Consider the following 16,518-nt stretch of genomic DNA (forward strand, 5'->3'; position numbering starts at 1 on the left):
TCATTTACTAGTCTCAATCAATGCGGACGCTGGCAAATCGGAGGGGGCGTGGTGCTGATGCGCGTGTAGACGCTTGCCGCGGACTTCCTTCACCTTTGTCTGTTGACTGGCCACGCTGCAGCTGGCTGATTGATCCGCTCGGCTGATCACGCGCGCTAGCGGTGCGCTTTACAGCGTGACAGTCGGACCACATATCGTGCAAACCAGAAAAATCGTATGTACGTCGCGCGCAGCGTCGTCGCAGATAACGAACGTATTGGTCGCGAAGAGGCGTTTTACAACGCCAGCTTTGATTAGGAAATCCATGGTGCGGTAGACCTATGGCGGAGAAGCGCGTCTACCCATTGATGGCAGGTCGTCGATGAGCTGATAAGCGGTCGCCCGTCCCCCGTGACGAAGGAGCAGAGCAAGCACTTGTCGGCGCAAAAGCGACAGGCGTTGCCCATTGGTCTCGCAACGCGCTTGGAGGGCGTCCAGAGCGGTGCGCTCTGTTGTGCCGGGTAGATTTGCGGTCGAGGGGTCCGGTCTTTCGTTTGCCATACCTGACTTTACCAACAGTAAGTAATGTTATAGCATAACGCAATAATTGAAGGCTTACGTAATAATTGAAGGCATCGTAATGTGCCATCGAAATCCTCCGATGTGGGCACTGACTGATCTCGTAGCAGAGTAATCAATTCGTAACGATATGTTATAACATGTCATGAATTGCGAGGTTATCCAGTTCTTTTATGTTGATCTACTCCAAAAACGACCGTGATCCGGAATCTTCCAAGTACTTTCGGGCCAGGCGCGCGTCGTCTGTCTCCGTTCTCCCTGGCCTTGCTGGCCGCGCTTGCCCATGCGCAGTCACAGGACTCGACGACCATTTCGGGTCCAACTTCGGTACTAGGTGAGTCACTGACGCCGGTTTTCGTAACTGGCAACCCGTTGGGTGACGCGGACCTGATTGCGCCGGCCACGGCACTTTACGGGGATGCGCTGACCCGGCGCCAGAGCGACTCTCTCGGTGAAACGCTCAATGGACTACCCGGCGTGTCGACCACGACCTATGGTCCAATGGTGGGACGCCCGATCATCCGTGGCATGGATGGCGATCGCATCCGGTTGTTGCAGAACGGTGTCGCAGCGTGGGATGCGTCATCGCTGTCTTACGATCACGCCGTCCCGCAAGAGTCGCTGAGCATTGAACGTGTTGAAATCATTCGTGGACCGGCGGCTCTGCTTTACGGAGGCAATGCGATTGGTGGCGTCGTCAATACTATCGATAATCGTATTCCGCGTGAGCCGATCAAGGGTGTGACAGGAGCGGTCGACGCTAGCTACGGTGGGGCCAATAACGCGCGCGCAGGTGCGGCGCAAGTGGAGGGTGGCACCGGCCAATTTGCTTTCCATGTGGATGCATTTGATCGCGAAACCAATAAGGAGCGCATTCCGGGTTTCGCGCATTCGGATCGCCAGCGTGCGCTCGATGGCCCTGACGCTGACGAGGCGTACGGCAGCCTTCCAAACAGCGACGGACGTTGGCACGGCGGCGCGGTAGGTACTTCGTACACCTGGGCGGATGGTTATGCTGGTCTGTCCTACAACGGGTATGAAGCGAACTACGGTTCGGTCGCGGAGGATGAGGTACGCCTGCGCATGCATCAGGATCACGTGGCCTTTGCGTCCGAAGTACGAAATCTGCAAGGACCGTTCTCGCAGTTAAAATTCGACTTCGGCTATACCGACTACGAGCATAAGGAAATCGACAACGGCGAGACGAGCACCACGTTCCGTAACCACGGCTACGAAGCGCGCATTGAAGCACGGCATAAAAAGATTGGGCCGCTCGAAGGCGCGATCGGGGTGCAGGTCAGTCAGAACACGTTCTCCGCGTTGGGCGACGAAGCGCTCGTGCCCACGACGCAAACGACTAACGTGGCGCTTTTCGGTCTCGAAGAGTGGGCGGTGACCGACGCCTTGAAGCTGAGCGCGGGGGTGCGTTATGAACATGTCAAGCAGGAGCCGACGGCGGCAGGCAATGAAAAATTCGCCAGCTCGACGGATCGTGACTTCAACGCAGTCAGTCTGTCGCTGGGTGCGTTGTACAAGCTGACGCCGGCCTGGGCTGTGGCGGGTAACGTGGCCTACTCGGAGCGCGCGCCAGCGTTGTATGAGTTGTACGCAAATGGCCCGCATGACGCGACCGGTCAGTACCTGATCGGCAATCCGGACGCACAGAAGGAAAAAGCCATCTCAACCGATCTGTCGTTGCGCTTCGCGAGCGGGGTCAACAAGGGCAGCGTTGGCGTGTTTTACAGCCGCTACAAAAACTACTTGACCGAATTCAACACGGGCCGTCTGGTCGATGACGACGATCAGGTCGTGGCGCCGGGCACGGACGACGCGTTGAACGAAGCCGTCTTTCGAGGGGTGCGTGCTGAGTTCTACGGCGTTGAGATGGACGGCAAGTGGCGCGTGTTCCAGAAGGGCGCTCACCAAGTTGACGTCGAGTTGGTCGCGGACTACACGCACGCGCGTAATATGGATACAGGCGAACCCTTGCCGCGCATCTCCCCGCTGCGCGCGACTGTGGCCCTCGACTACACTTACGGGCCGTTCGGCGCGCGGGCGGAAATGGTCCACGCCTGGGGGCAGCATCGTGTTCCTGAAAACGATCTGTCAACGGATGGTTACACGAAGCTGGGACTTATCCTGACTTATAAGTTCCATGTTGGTACGACCAACTGGCTGGCGTACGTTCGCGGCGACAACCTGACCAACCAGGAAATCCGGTACGCGAGTTCCGTTGTGCGCAATATCGCGCCCGAGGGTGGTCGGAGTGTGATGGTGGGCTTACGCACTACGTTCTGACGCGGGATCCGGCAATGACAGAAGAACGCCGCCAGCCTGGCGGCGATTTCTTCGGTCATCCGTTTATCCGTGCAATCCAGAGGTCATCGTTGGCGCAGCGGTCCGTCGAAGATCTTGCGCGATAGTTGGGGACGGAGCGGCTGCGCAAGGAGGTGCTTGGGATACGAACTCGGCGCCGATGACCGTTGGCGAGCGGTATGGCAACTCCGCAAGAGCGGGGCCTCTTATCGACGTTAAAGTCGAGTGGGATTGGGCGCATCGCGTAGACGACGAGTGGATCGAACGTCCCGCTGCTTTCAGCGAAGCGTAACGAGGAGGCCGACAGATCGACGGTGCGATAAAAGCACCTTCGGTACCCAGCACCTTCGGTACCCAGCACCTTCGGTACCCTACGTGGCAACTCCCGCCGCTGCCGCCGACATCGACTTTAATCCAGACAGCGTCGTGATCGTCGTCGATGCGCATCTCGACGACAGTCTGTGTGAGTCCACTCGTGGCGCCATTGGACCAGATCGCCTGACGACTGCGACTCCAGTAGTGCGCCCGTCGGGTCTCGATCGTGCGCTCGAGCGATTCCTGGCTCATATAACCGAGCATCAGGACTTCGTCACTGCGAGCGTCTGTCGTTATGCAGCGGATCAGGCCATCGCCGTCGAACTTCGGCGCGAGTGCAAGACCTTCCTCGACCTGTTCCACCGATGTTCTCGGCTCAAATTTCACTACGTTGCCCATGATCCTGCCGTCGTGCCTGCTTTCCCAAGGGGATCGTCCATCACGACGGAATGGTTTTTACCGTGCGTTCGACATCGGCATCGGCGTCATTCGTTTGGCCGGCAACCTTGCTTGCCGCATCAAACCATCCAAGGATGCGTTGCCAGTGATGTTCGCCATAAAGACGGATAACGCGTCGGGTTTCATCGACGACAGGTTACCGTAACGCTGCGAGCCGCTGCGAGGTAAACTCCAGGCGTCAGCGGAATTCCACACTCCTGTTCAATGCAGTACCACCACTGCTCGTGCGACGCACATCTCACTCGATGAGATCGCGAAGGAAGCAGGCGTGACGCGCGGGGCGGTGTATGGCGCTGCTCATGATCACCCCGAGCGAAAGGAACTGCACTAGCCTTCCAGTGGTCGGCTTCCAAACGAGCGGGTAGTGAATGCCAGAAATATCTATCTGCTTGGATTCCCAAGGGGACCCATGTAGATCAGGCAGGAATTCGGCAAACAGGAACTTCCATTCTTCAATTGCGTTCCAATCGCCCGACTGGATGACCAGGCCCACAACGTTCCTCCTTTGTGACATTCTCCGGCCTTTTCTAGGTGCGCTGGACGTCATGCTCGACGTCCATTATCCATAACACTGTTGCCTGCTCCGTCGATCGATTCGCGACCTGATGCGGCAGGCGGCTGTCGAACTGAAAACTGTCGCCTGCGTCGAGATTTTCCTCTTGTCCGTCCACCATGAGCATGACGGAACCGTTCATGACGAGTCCTGCTTTCTCGCCGATGCCCACCAGCACGTCGACCGACGCCGAATGCGGAGGGAAGTGAACCAACATGAACTGAAGCTGATAATCTCCGGGCGGCGACAGCAATTCCTTCGTCAACCCGCCCTCGCTCACTTCGAACCGGAGCCGCTGGCTCGCGCGGCGGACTCGCTCGAATTTGGCCGCTGGCTCGCCGTGCACCGTCACGCTGCCTTCGAGAAGGCGCGTCATCGAAACGCCGAGCGCGGTGCGCAGCAAGCCGACCGTGCGCAACGACGGACTTGTGAGATCGCGCTCGATCTGACTGATCATGCCCACCGACACACCGCTTTGTGACGCCAGCGCCTGCAGCGACAACGCCTTGCTCATACGGATATTGCGAAGTCTGGCACCAAACGTATTCATCAGCTTGGCGAAAGCTGCCGTTCCCGGATGGCAGTATGCGGATTCTCGGGTTTCGCGAATCCCAGATGCTGGCGCAGCTTCGTTCCAGCGTACTCAGTGCGGAAAAGATCTCGCTGCTGAAGAATGGGCACGACGTGATCGACGAAGGTCTGGAGTCCACCCGGAAAGTACGGCGGCATGATGTTGAAGCCGTCCGCCACGCCCGCTTCGAACCAGCTTTGCAGGAGATCGGCGAGCATCTCGGGCGTGCCGACGAACAGAAAGTGCCCGCGCGATGCGGCGGCCTTGTAGGCAAGCTGTCTCAGCGTCAGCGAGTCTGCAGCGGCCATCTCGAGCAGCAACGCACGGCGGCTTACCGTACCCTGAGTCGGTGGCAAGTCCGGGATGGCGGCATCCAGCGGATACGTGGAAATGTCGTGGCCCAGTTCTCCGGAGAGCACCGCGAGCGCAATCGGAAGATCGATGTTGTCCTCCAGCTTCGCGGCCAACGCCTTCGCTTCTTCCTGCGTATCCGCGACGATAGGCATGATGCCCGGCATGACGCGCACATCGCTGCGGTGCCGGCCGGCTTCTTCCAACGCTTTTGTGAGCGCCGCAACGAATGAACGGGCCGAGGCAAGCGTGGCGTGAGCTACGAAAATGACCTCGCCCGTGCGTGCCGCGAGCCGAATCCCTGGTTCCGACGAACCGGCCTGGACGATCACCGGATGCCCCTGCGGCGGCCGCGATATGTTCAACGGCCCCTGAATCTGAAAATGCTCGCCAGCGTGCCCGACGCGATGCAATCGCGATGGATCGAGGTACTTACCTTTTGCCTTGTCGCGCACGATTGCATCGTCTTCCCAGCTGTCCCATAGCGCCTTGACGACTTCGACGAATTCGTTTGCTCGTCTGTACCGCGCGTCCGGTGTCTGCCGTTCGGCCTGGCTGTAGTTAAGCGCGGCGGATGCACTCGACGAGGTGACGACATTCCATCCCGCGCGCCCGCCGCTCAGATGATCAAGCGATGCGAACTGCCGTGCGAGCGTGTACGGTTCGCCGTAGGTCGTAGAGGCGGTGGCAACGAGCCCGAGTCGCGACGTCACGCCCGCCAGTAGCGACAGGATGGTCATCGGTTCGAATCGGGAAACGAGCGACGGCGAGCTCTTTTCCGAAGTCGCGAGCGAATCGCCGAGAAAAAGCAGATCGAATAGGCCTGCCTCTGCGATTCGCGCGATCCGCTTGAAGAGCTCGACGTTCTCGCCGCCCGATTCCGCATCCGGCAAACGCCACCCGCCAATGTGGTGGCCGGCACTCTGCACGAATACGCCTAGAGACATCTGCTTGGTGTGGCTCATTTTCTGTTCATTCTTGAGTGTGTCGGACTGCGCAGCTCAGACGCTCACACCTTCCGATCGATTGACCCGGCGAAGGAATTCGCGCGTGCGAGGATGGCTCGGCTCATTGAATACGGCCTGCGCGGTACCCTGCTCGACGACCCTGCCGTGATCGATGAAGACGACCCGGTCCGCGACCTCGCGAGCGAAGCCGATTTCATGAGTGACGACGACCATCGTCTTGCCTTCGTTGGCCAGCGTTCGCATGACGGCAAGCACTTCGCCGACCAGTTCGGGATCAAGCGCGGAGGTCGGTTCGTCGAAGAGAATTGCATCGGGTTTCATGGCCAGCGCGCGGGCGATCGCCACGCGCTGTTGCTGCCCGCCTGACAGCGTCGATGGAAACGCCTGCGCGCGGTCTTCAAGGCCCACGTGACGAAGCATCTCGCGGCCGACGCGCTCCGCTTCACGCTTTTTCTCCCCGAGGACATAGATCGGCCCCTCGGTGACATTTTCGAGTGCCGTGCGATGCGGAAACAGATTAAAGCGCTGAAACACCATCGCGACTCGTGCGCGCATCGCACGGATATTTCGGTGCCGGGTATCGACCTTGATGCCGTCGATCGAAACTTTGCCCGATTCGTAGGTTTCGAGCCCGTTGATACAGCGCAACAGCGTCGATTTGCCCGAACCGGACGGACCGATCACACAGACGACTTCGCCGCGCTCGACATGCAGATCGATGCCTTGAAGCACCTGACGGTCTCCGAATGACTTGAAGATGGCGTCGATTGAAATGAGGGTATTCACGAGGTTCGGTGCTCCAGCCAGCGATTGAAAGCCATCAATGGTATGCACATGCACAGGTAAAGCAGCGCGACCAGCGTGAAGACGGTGGTGTTCTCGAACGTCGAGGCGGCAAGCAGTTTGCCCTGCAAGGACAACTCCGCCACGGTAATGGTCGAAGCCAGCGACGAATCCTTGAGGACGCTGACCATGCTGTTTCCGTAGGTCGGTAGCATCACCTTGATGGCCTGCGGAACAATCACGCGTTGCATCTTGACGTGCCACTTCATGCCGAGCGAATCGGCTGCCTCAGCTTGTCCACTGTCGACCGCTTCGATGCCGGCGCGGAAATTTTCTGCCTGAAATCCGGCGTTCGCGACGCCAAGTCCGATGACCGCTGCCGCGAACGCGGTCAGTGCAATGCCATAGTCGGGCAACACAAAATAGACGTAGTAGACCTGCACCATCGCTGGCAATCCGCGCGTCACGGCCACGGTCCACTTTGCCGGATGATATATCCACGGACTCCCGCTAATGCGCATCATCGCGAGCACTATACCCAGCGCTGTTGACAGCAGAAGCGCACCCAGCGAGACCTCGAGCGTCAGTTCGACACCGCGAAGCAACATCGGCAGATACCGCTGCGATTCTTCGATGAATTCCATGCTTATCCGCGGCTCATCGAACCAAGACGGAGGCTTGCAAACCGGCTCACTTCAGATTCCATTTCGCGAGGAGTTTCTTGAGCGTGCCATCTTCTCGGAAGCGGTTGATCGATGCATCGATCTGTTGAAGCAGCGGGCCTTCGTCCTTGCGCACGGCAAGGCTGATACCTAGGCCAACTGCAATGGGCTGGTAGGTGTCGACCAGACGCAGCTTTGGATAGCGCGCATGCGCGAAGCGGTCGGCGAGAACAGGATAGTCGCCGAAGCCCGCGTTTAGCCGGCCCGCTTCGATGTCACGCATGATGTCCGCCGTGCTGTCGTACGTCACGACCTCCTTGAACACCCCCGTGCCACGCATGACATCCGTATAGTCGGTTCCGACGATGGTGCCGACCCGGTCGCCCTTGAGGTCTTTCACGGTGGTGTAAGTCTTCGTATCGGACGCGGGTACCATCAGACCTTCGCCATACGTGTAGACTTCTTGCGAGAAGTTCACGACCTTCTTGCGCTCTTCCGTCGGCGAGATCGATGCCGCAATGATGTCGATCTTGTTGGCCGACAGCGCCGACACCAGCGTGGAAAATTGCATTGGCACGAGCGTGACCTCAAAGTGATTGTCTTGAGCGATGGCACGAACCAGGTCGGCCATGAAACCTTTGGTTTCTCCAGTGGCCAGATCGACATAAGTAAAGGGCGCGCCAGCGGGCGTGGTGCCCACACGCAGAATGTTGTCGGCATGGGCCGCGCATGCATTGACAGCAAGCGCGATAACGGTGATGAACGTTAAAAGAGACTTTCGCACGATGAGGTTGTGAGAAGATTAAACGACCTTGCCATGGAAAGAGCCAAGGGGCGCAGTGCGGTTGATTATGCGTTGCTGCCCTTACCGGCCAAAGCGACAAATTCACCTATGGTTATAGCTTTTTCAATATATTGAACGTCCCTTGTGCGGGGCTGACGCACGTCTAGTCGAAGCGGCGCATCTGGCGCAAGGTCGATCTCGGACCGGGCGTGAACACCGATCAGGTGCGTAGCACTGGTGACGCATCAGAGCGCCGATGACGCGAGCGAATTACCCGCGCTGCTGGGCCAGATCCCCGTAGACAAACCTATCGACACGACAGGTAATGACGGTGCGCACGATACAAAGCACTGCCATGTAGCGATAGCCATGCGCTGCGCCACGCCCTCGATTCCGCCTCGCGAAGGGGCAAAGCCTTGGCCTAAGCACACGCCCGGCGCAAGCTGGCACAACAAGGCGATCAGAGACATCGCGCGAGACGGCCGACGCGAATGTAAGAAGCGCAGCGGCACGCCTATTTTAGATACATATTTTCGGCTGGTTGGACGCAAATCCTTGACTGCAAGGGACTATGAAGCTACTTACAATCAAAGATCCCCAGAACCGTTCTAAGATACTTACGGGTGATCGTTAGTGGTCGGGCCGTATCGGTTCGCATGCGACCGAGATGGCGATCCGCGTCGGCGTCGTGAGCCGAATGGCGGCACTTGTACCAGGCCCTCAGTCCATTCGCATCGCTTGAATTTAAGATCACGGGGAAGCTGTGTCTTCACGCTCGATTTACGCAACAACGCCTACGTGAGCGATCGATACCCGGAAGCCCGAAGATGGCGAGTTTGCAAACGAGGAAGAGTCCATATCGGACTTCGCCTGCCGCGCCTGCTCACGGATGGACGCGGTAAGATCAGAACCCGTCGTTATGCTGCGGCTGACGGCCGTGACGGCAAGCCTTGCAGGCGACCTGCCACGAGCGGCGAAAAGCGCCACGCTTCCCAAGGTCAGTAGAACCGCGCTGCATGTAAAGGCGAAAGCCAGATCGCCGAAGTACTGGCCAATCGCGAGTGCCGCCGCTACCGATCCTAGCAGGGTCAGGAACATAATCAGATCGCCCGAACGGGCAACTGGCAAAAGCGCATTTGCCTTGACTGCTTCAGATACCGACGGCATTGACATTTCCAACCTCTATTGAGTGTTTCGCTAGTGCGTCATGGATGCATTTGTGCCAATGACGGATTCTGTCGCGTATCCCAGCAGGTCTTTCATCCACCCTGCGCGCGGCGACAAAGCAACTCTGTCGAGACGATCGCTTCTTTCGTCGCCAGATCAAACGTTGCCCTTCGCTTGCGGCCCGGTAAAGGTCGGATTTCAGGGCGCCAACGACGTCGGATGTTCTAGCCGGTTTTCAATAGGGTTTACGGCCGTATATCGTATCGGTGAAGCTCGGTTTTTCCCTGACTTCCAGTTGTGAGCGGGGCACGGCTTCTATCTGCAGGTGTCGCGCGGGACGGGATATCTCAAGAAATTTGTTCAGGATGCCGATATGGCAGAGTGGACGCCGCCAGTAATGCGTGAATTATCAAATGTTGAAAAGCCTCTCTGAGGTCTTGCGCCAGACTGCGCCGCATGTTCCTATCCTCGAAGGTGGGCTCGGTTTTGCGGAACAACAGTGCGTCATCCGCGCCGATCCGTTGTCCGGCTTCGCCAGTTGCCGTTGTTTGCGACGCGATCCACCTGGGAGTTCGCGATTTTCTGATTATGTGAAGAAGGTGACGGAGTACCTATGACGGAAGGAAGATCGGGATGCTAGCCGGAAGTTACGACAGCTTGCTGGTGCTGTTTTCTTTTTTAGTGGCGATGCTTGCCTCTTACACCGCGCTGGACATGGTTGGCCGTATCAGCACCGCGGCAGCCAGTGCCGCACGCTGGTGGCTCGCTGGCGGCGCACTTGCACTGGGGTTCGGCATCTGGTCGATGCATTTCATCGGCATGCTTGCTTTCAGCCTGCCGATGACACTCGGCTATGACTTGCCGTTGACGCTGCTCTCGCTTGCGATTGCGATCGCGTCGTCGATCCTTCCGCTTTGGCTTGGCAGTCGACGGAACCTGCCGTGGTCACGGCTGTTGCTCGGTTCGCTGCTACTTGGCGCGGGCATCGCTGCCATGCATTACACCGGTATGGCTGCGATGAAGATGATGCCGGCTATCGTCTATGATCCGTCACTCGTCGTGCTATCTGTCGCGATCGCCGTCCTTGCTGCAGCCCTCACTTTATGGACTGCGTTCCATCTGCGCCGCCATGGGGAACATGTTCGTCATGTCCGGATGGTGGCAGCCGCCCTGATGGGGACGACGATAGTCGCGATGCATTACACAGGCATGCATGCAGCTCAATTTCCTGTGGGCGCTGTTTGCGGGGCTGCCGACAGCGGCCTGCATGCGGCCTCTCTGGCGATACCGATCATCGTTGTCACGATTTCGGTGCTGGCGGTGGCTTTGATCACCTCTATCCTCGACATGCGACTCGAGACCCGTACCGCCATACTGTCGACGTCGCTCGCCCAGGCCAACAGTGAACTTTCGCACCTGGTGCAGCATGACAGCTTGACCAGGTTGCCGAACCGGCTGTTACTTGAGTATCGTCTGAGGCAGGCAATCGATGGAGCCGATGCCGGAAAACTCACATTCGCCACGCTATTCATGGATTTGGATGGCTTCAAGGCCGTCAACGATACGTTCGGTCATCATGTTGGTGACACCCTCCTTGCGCAGGTGGCCGACCGTATCCGCGCGAATATACGTCCCAGCGATGTGGTGGCGCGCGTAGGCGGCGACGAATTTGTGCTGCTTGCAAAGGTATATGAGGCGAAGGATGCCACGACGATCGCTGAGTCGCTGGTGGCTGTTCTTAGCGAACCATTCAATATTGTGGGTCAAGAACTCAGGATTTCAGTCAGTATCGGAATCGCGCTTTATTCGCGTGACGGTGACAATCCGCATGATCTCATCAGAAACGCTGACATTGCGATGTATCACGCAAAATCCCAGGGACGCAGTCAGGCACGTTTTTTTGAGAAATCGATGCACGCGAGTAGCGAGGATCATCTGATGCTGCTACAAGACTTGCGGCTCGCATGCGAACGCAAACAACTGATGTTGTACTACCAGCCCAAATTCACGGCCCCAAGTGGGCCTGTCACCGGAGTCGAGGCACTGCTGCGCTGGAACCATCCGACACGCGGAATCGTTGAACCCGATGCATTCATTGGGCTGGCTGAACGCACCGGCCTGATCATCCAGATAGGCGAGTGGGTGATTGACGAGGCATGCCGGCAGCTTCGGCTTTGGCAGCGGGACGCCTGGCCCCAGTTGACAGTGGCCGTCAATATCTCAGCGCTGCAGTTCAGTCATCCCCGCCTGATATCCACGGTGAGCGCGGCGTTGCAGCGGTATTGTCTTGCGCCGGACTCCTTGACGCTCGAGATTACGGAATCAACTGCAATCCGCGATATCGATGCCAGTATGCAGATACTGCAGCAATTGCGAACATTGGGCGTACGGATTGCAATCGATGATTTTGGAACCGGATATTCAAGTCTTCTTTATCTCAAGCGTCTTCCGGCAAGCGAGTTGAAGATTGACCGTGCATTTGTCAGCGATCTGGGTGTGGATGCTGGAAATGGCGCAATTGTTTCTGCGATTGTTTCGCTGGGGCAGACGCTCCACCTGAACATCGTTGCGGAAGGGGTGGAAACGGGGGCGCAACAGGATTTGTTGACGCGGATGGGATGTCACTCGTTACAGGGCTTCCTCCTCTGTCGTCCACAACCAGCCGCTGAACTTGAAAGGTTTCTGGTGACTGCGGACCCGCACGAACCTTCCCAGGAAATATCGTGATGCCAGAGACTCGGCGTTCCTGTTGGCGATCCATCGGGTGGCATCTAGTGTTGTTCATCAGGCAAGCAAGTACAGGCCCATAAACCATACCGTCGTCTGTGCCCGGTTTGTGATATGTCGTCCGGTACGCGTGCGTTGGTCCGCATAGCACGACACTGTGGTTGACGTGAGCTCGAGTGTGAGAACGCCGCAAGTGATCAGCGAAATGCGTCTCTATTGTGGCAGGCGTTGGCGTTCAGCACGAGTACCGAACCCAGACAGGGTCGTCACGGCACTTGCCAATGAACTGAGGTCGTCCGATCTCGATGTGGAGAGACGTTGAGCGTATGTCAGAGCAGAAAATCCGTCCAACTCCGAGCGGTCAGAAACTTTTTTTTGCGACTTTAATGCGGACTAAGCCGGCATGAATTGCGTACGTGAGGTCAAATCGGATGTGTCTTGTCTCGGACAAGGTTAGGCAAACCTCTCGCGCATGCCAAAGATTTCGTTGTCGTGCTTCGTCACGCCTCGTACGGAAGACCACTAGCCCTGACACGGGGAAGAGTCTTTTAAATCGCGGTGTACAAATATGCATCAACCCTGAGGAGAACTGATCTGCTCTTCCGATTGAAACAAGCTGCCAATCCGCGACTGACTCAGTTACTACGTTCAGGCATCGTGTTGTATCACCATGAACTCAATCTCGGTTCAACCCCTTGACTACGGCGGCAGGCCTTGGACGTCTAGCAAGTGCTTTCGCAGCGTCAACGCCAATGCCGGTCATACAAAGCAACCTGGCCACGATTTCTTCTTTGGCCTCGTTCGGGATGCGCCCAGTCGTGATCGAGAGGCTCACGCCGACAATAGCATGTGCGGTCAGGTGCCATACGAGCGCCGGATCGGGCACGTGGAAACGCCCAGCTGCAACCGCGCGTTGTAGATCGCGTATGGCGAAGGGACCCATGCGTCGGAAGAGCGCATCGGCAATGACCTCCGAACGATACAGCATTTGCTTCCAGCTGAGATCAGTCGTTGCGGCGTCGAGCACCGTGCGCACGCCGAACGCATAGACTTCTGCCGGATCTTCAACGGTAGCGGTGGCTCTTTCAATCCGTAGTGCGAGCTCATGCATCATTTCTTCGAGCACCGCGATCGCCAGCTCGTCCTTTGACTTGAAATAGTTGTAGACCGTCCCCGCTCCGACGTCAGCGAGCTCGGCAATCTCCAGCATGGTGGCCGCATCAATTCCTTTTTCGGTCATCACCGTGCCTGCAGCCTTGATCAAGGCCTCGCGATTGCGCCGCTGCCTGCGCGCCACCCGTCCGTGCGTTTCCATCTGTTTTGTCAATGAGTTCATAAAAAGTTGCCGTAATTCATTATTGACGATCATTCTAACCTGAATACGGAGGCCTGTAGGTGAGCACGGGTACGCATGCGCCCTACGCGCGCATCGAGATTATGAGAGCCAGCCAAATCTGAGTGTTTACCATATGTGACGATGATTCAGTTTTGATTTACATTCTGTCTCATGGAGTGTCTTGGCGATTCACGCGGTCGCTGACACCGCCGTCGCTTTCATCGGAATAAGGAGACAGACATGAGTACCCTAGTTTCTTGCGTCGACCATCACAGCGACATCGACGTAGCAATCGTTGGCGGAGGACCCGTGGGCACGCTGCTCGCCGTCCTGCTGGGGCAACGCGGCAAGCGCGTCACACTTGTCGAGCGCTGGTCCCAAGCATATGGTCGGCCACGCGCGGTGACGTTTGATCATGAGATCGCGCGCATCCTGGCCACGCTGGGAATCGACTCGGAGCACGACCCGGCGATTACGTACCATGACGAGCTCTACTACTGGAAGAACACCGAGGGTGAGAACTTGCAGATCGTCGACTGGCAGAGCCAGTCTGCGTCTGGGTGGCGCGTGCGCTACTGGTTCAACCAGCCGGACCTGGAGGCTCGACTGACGCAAATCGTCGACTCCCTTCCCAACGTCACGCAACTGCGTGGTTGGGAATCTGCGGCGCTTTGCCAGGATGCAGAAGGCGTTGATCTCACCATTCAGCGGACGCCCCAGGAGGCCAGCCTGCACGGCGAGACGAGGGTGTTACGCGCCAAATACGTGGTGGGCGCTGATGGCGCCAACAGCTTCGTGCGTGAGGCGCTTGGCATCGAATCCCAGGACAAGGGCTACTTCTTCGACTGGCTGATCCTCGACGTCCTCCCGAAAAACAGGTACGAGGCGCAGCCTGCGCAATGGCAGCTCTGCGACCCGAAGCGACCGACCACGATTGTTCCCGGCGGGCCGGGCCGCCGCCGCTGGGAGTTCATGGTTTTGCCTGGGGAGTCGGTCGAAGAGATTCAGACGCCGGAGCGTGCGTGGACGCTGCTGAAGCCCTGGGGCATGACGCCGAGAAACGCAGAGCTGGAACGCAGTGCCGTGTATCGCTTCCAGGCACGCTGGGCGAAGGTCTGGAACCGCGGCCGCTGCGCGATCGCGGGTGATGCCGCGCACCTGATGCCGCCGTTCGCGGGCGAGGGGATGTGCGCAGGCCTGCGCGACGCGCTGGCGCTGGGCTGGCGCCTGAACGCCATTCTCGAAGGCAGGATAGGTGACGCGGTGCTGGACAGCTACACCACCGAACGTCTGGAACATGCGAAGCACTACATCGAATTCAGCCAGGAACTGGGCAAGATCATCTGTATCGTGGACGAGATGGACGCCGCCGAACGGGACGCGAAGATGAAAGCCGATCTAGCGGCCCGCAACAACCAGCCGGTCCCGACCGATATCTGTCATCTCGGCGCGGGCATCTGGTGCGCCGACTCGTCACACGCTGGAGAGTTGTCGGTCCAGGGAGTGGTCGAGGCAAACGGCAAGCGGGACCGCTTCGATCAGGCCATCGGACAAGGCTGGTTCGTCCTCGGCCTGGATGTCGAACCAGCAGCGGCGCTGAGCAGCGGACAGCTTGAGCAACTGGCATTGCTGGAGGGCAGGACCGCGAAGATTGGTGCGCCCGGGACCTCCTGCGATGCCGTGGACGTTGACGGCACCTACGCGCGCTGGCTGACTGGCATTGATGCGAAGTACGTCATCCTGCGGCCAGATTTCTATGTTGCAGCCACCGCGAACAACCCGCAAACACTGCGGCGCTGTTTTGACGAGGTCATGTCGAAGCTTCATCTCCATGTCCGTGAAATCGCCTGAGTCTGGAGTGCATCGATGATCCCGAGTTTTGCTTTCGATATCAACCCTGGCCGCATCCTGTTTGGGTCGGGGACGATCGACGCCGTCGCGGACGAGATCGGGCGACTGGGCGCGAAGCGCGCGCTGATCTTGTCCACGCCGTTCCAGCGCGCCGATGCGCAGAAACTGGCCGAGCGAATCGGCCCGCTGGCGGGCGGCATCTTCAGTGAAGCGGCCATGCACACACCGGTCGCCGTCACGCTCAAGGCCATGGCAGCCTTCGAAGCGCTGGGTGCGGACTGCGTGGTCGCGCTCGGTGGCGGCTCGACCATCGGGCTGGGCAAGGCCATCGCATGGCGCAACGATGCACCGCAGATCGTGGTAGCGACGACCTACGCGGGCTCGGAGGTCACCCCGATCCTCGGGCAAACCGAGAACGGCATCAAGACCACCGTCCGGGATGCGAAGATTCTTCCCAAGGTCGTGATCTACGACCCGACGCTGACCATCGAACTGCCGGTGGCGATGAGCGTGACCAGCGGTCTGAACGCGATGGCGCATGCAGTCGAAGGGGTCTACGCACGCGATCGCAATCCGGTTTCGTCGCTGATGGCAGTGGAGGGTGTGCGTGCGTTGCGTGATGCGTTGCGTGTCATCGTCAAGCAGCCGGAGGACCTTCCCGCCCGAACCAACGCGCTCTACGGTTCGTGGTTGTGTGGCTGCGTGCTTGGGACCGTCGGCATGTCGCTGCATCACAAGCTTTGTCACACGCTGGGTGGAAGCTTCGACCTGCCCCACGCGGAAACACACGCAATCGTGTTGCCGCATTCGGCGGCATACAACGCGCAGGCCGCTGCCGCGGCACTGCAACCGCTGGCCGACCTGTTTGGCGGCTCGATCGGAGGCGGACTTTATGATTTTGCGAAGTCGCTCGGTGCGCCGCTCGCACTGCGGGAGCTCGGCCTCAAGGAATCGCAACTTGACGTTGCCGCCGATCTCGCGGTGAAGAACCCGTACTGGAATCCTCGTCCGATTGAGCGAGAGGCGGTCCGTTCGCTGTTGCAACGCGCCTGGGAAGGCGTGCGGCCAGAATGATGATCGGCAGCACGCTTACGTCAATAAATTCACAAAGGAATAT

14 protein-coding genes and 1 pseudogene are annotated in these 16,518 nt (G+C 58.5%); 6 read left to right on the top strand and 9 right to left on the bottom strand.

Going from position 1 to position 16,518, the window contains the following annotated elements; all coding sequences use genetic code 11:
* Window positions 1-756: 756 nt before the first annotated feature.
* Window positions 757-2,856, top strand: a complete 2,100-nt coding sequence (locus tag ACRWA7_RS06465) for a TonB-dependent receptor (RefSeq protein ID WP_438391947.1) — start codon at window positions 757-759, stop codon at window positions 2,854-2,856.
* Window positions 2,857-2,919: 63 nt separating this feature from the next.
* Here ACRWA7_RS06465 and hisI read toward each other — a convergent pair whose 3' ends face one another.
* On the bottom strand, window positions 2,920-3,588 hold the full coding sequence (hisI, locus tag ACRWA7_RS06470; protein WP_438391948.1) for a phosphoribosyl-AMP cyclohydrolase: 669 nt from the start codon (window positions 3,586-3,588) through the stop codon (window positions 2,920-2,922).
* On the opposite strand from hisI, the gene ACRWA7_RS06475 reads away from it, so the two are divergent.
* Window positions 3,587-3,793: a hypothetical protein gene (locus ACRWA7_RS06475; protein ID WP_438391949.1), complete on the top strand. Its 207-nt coding sequence runs from the start codon at window positions 3,587-3,589 to the stop codon at window positions 3,791-3,793. The genes hisI and ACRWA7_RS06475 overlap by 2 nt on opposite strands.
* Window positions 3,794-3,886: 93 nt before the next feature.
* Here the strand turns inward: ACRWA7_RS06475 and ACRWA7_RS06480 are convergent, their stop codons facing one another.
* Genes ACRWA7_RS06480 through ACRWA7_RS06505 form a run of 6 tightly spaced genes read right to left on the bottom strand, consistent with a single transcriptional unit; the run spans window position 3,887 to window position 8,320 of the window.
* A complete protein-coding gene (locus ACRWA7_RS06480) occupies window positions 3,887-4,141 on the bottom strand; it encodes a hypothetical protein (protein ID WP_438391950.1) in 255 nt (84 codons plus the stop codon).
* Window positions 4,142-4,175: 34 nt separating this feature from the next.
* Window positions 4,176-4,715 carry a helix-turn-helix domain-containing protein gene (locus ACRWA7_RS06485; protein WP_438391951.1) on the bottom strand — a complete coding sequence of 180 codons (540 nt, stop codon included), beginning with the start codon at window positions 4,713-4,715 and terminating at the stop codon, window positions 4,176-4,178.
* 35 nt (window positions 4,716-4,750) lie between these two features.
* On the bottom strand, window positions 4,751-6,088 hold the full coding sequence (locus ACRWA7_RS06490) for an LLM class flavin-dependent oxidoreductase (protein ID WP_438391952.1): 1,338 nt from the start codon (window positions 6,086-6,088) through the stop codon (window positions 4,751-4,753).
* A gap of 36 nt (window positions 6,089-6,124) precedes the next feature.
* Window positions 6,125-6,877 (bottom strand): amino acid ABC transporter ATP-binding protein, encoded by a 753-nt coding sequence (locus tag ACRWA7_RS06495; RefSeq protein ID WP_438391953.1) that lies wholly within the window; start codon window positions 6,875-6,877, stop codon window positions 6,125-6,127.
* The gene (locus ACRWA7_RS06500; protein ID WP_438391954.1) at window positions 6,874-7,518 is read right to left on the bottom strand and encodes an amino acid ABC transporter permease; all 645 of its coding nucleotides are present in this window, start codon (window positions 7,516-7,518) and stop codon (window positions 6,874-6,876) included. The genes ACRWA7_RS06495 and ACRWA7_RS06500 overlap by 4 nt, the downstream gene beginning before the upstream one ends.
* Before the next feature lie 46 nt (window positions 7,519-7,564).
* Window positions 7,565-8,320, bottom strand: coding sequence for an ABC transporter substrate-binding protein (locus tag ACRWA7_RS06505; RefSeq protein WP_438391955.1), 756 nt, complete (start codon window positions 8,318-8,320; stop codon window positions 7,565-7,567).
* A 167-nt stretch (window positions 8,321-8,487) separates the two neighbouring features.
* Between ACRWA7_RS06505 and ACRWA7_RS06510 the strand changes: the two are divergent.
* A pseudogene (locus ACRWA7_RS06510) lies at window positions 8,488-9,062 on the top strand (hypothetical protein); the annotation flags it as partial.
* 38 nt (window positions 9,063-9,100) lie between these two features.
* Here the strand turns inward: ACRWA7_RS06510 and ACRWA7_RS06515 are convergent.
* A complete protein-coding gene (locus tag ACRWA7_RS06515; RefSeq protein ID WP_438391956.1) occupies window positions 9,101-9,487 on the bottom strand; it encodes a hypothetical protein in 387 nt (128 codons plus the stop codon).
* Between the two features lie 633 nt (window positions 9,488-10,120).
* Here ACRWA7_RS06515 and ACRWA7_RS06520 point away from each other — a divergent pair.
* The gene (locus ACRWA7_RS06520; protein ID WP_438391957.1) at window positions 10,121-12,214 is read left to right on the top strand and encodes a putative bifunctional diguanylate cyclase/phosphodiesterase; all 2,094 of its coding nucleotides are present in this window, start codon (window positions 10,121-10,123) and stop codon (window positions 12,212-12,214) included.
* A gap of 676 nt (window positions 12,215-12,890) precedes the next feature.
* Here ACRWA7_RS06520 and ACRWA7_RS06525 read toward each other — a convergent pair.
* Entirely contained in the window at window positions 12,891-13,583 is a 693-nt protein-coding gene (locus tag ACRWA7_RS06525; protein WP_438391958.1) for a TetR/AcrR family transcriptional regulator, read from the bottom strand.
* Window positions 13,584-13,790: 207 nt separating this feature from the next.
* Between ACRWA7_RS06525 and mhpA the strand changes: the two genes are divergently transcribed.
* The gene (gene mhpA, locus ACRWA7_RS06530; protein ID WP_438391959.1) at window positions 13,791-15,401 is read left to right on the top strand and encodes a bifunctional 3-(3-hydroxy-phenyl)propionate/3-hydroxycinnamic acid hydroxylase MhpA; all 1,611 of its coding nucleotides are present in this window, start codon (window positions 13,791-13,793) and stop codon (window positions 15,399-15,401) included.
* Between the two features lie 15 nt (window positions 15,402-15,416).
* Complete coding sequence (locus ACRWA7_RS06535; RefSeq protein WP_438391961.1) at window positions 15,417-16,475, top strand: maleylacetate reductase; 1,059 nt, start codon at window positions 15,417-15,419, stop codon at window positions 16,473-16,475.
* Window positions 16,476-16,518 lie beyond the last annotated feature (43 nt).

It is taken from the genome of Caballeronia sp. DA-9 (assembly GCF_051615025.1).
Taxonomy (GTDB): Bacteria; Pseudomonadota; Gammaproteobacteria; order Burkholderiales; family Burkholderiaceae; genus Caballeronia; species Caballeronia sordidicola.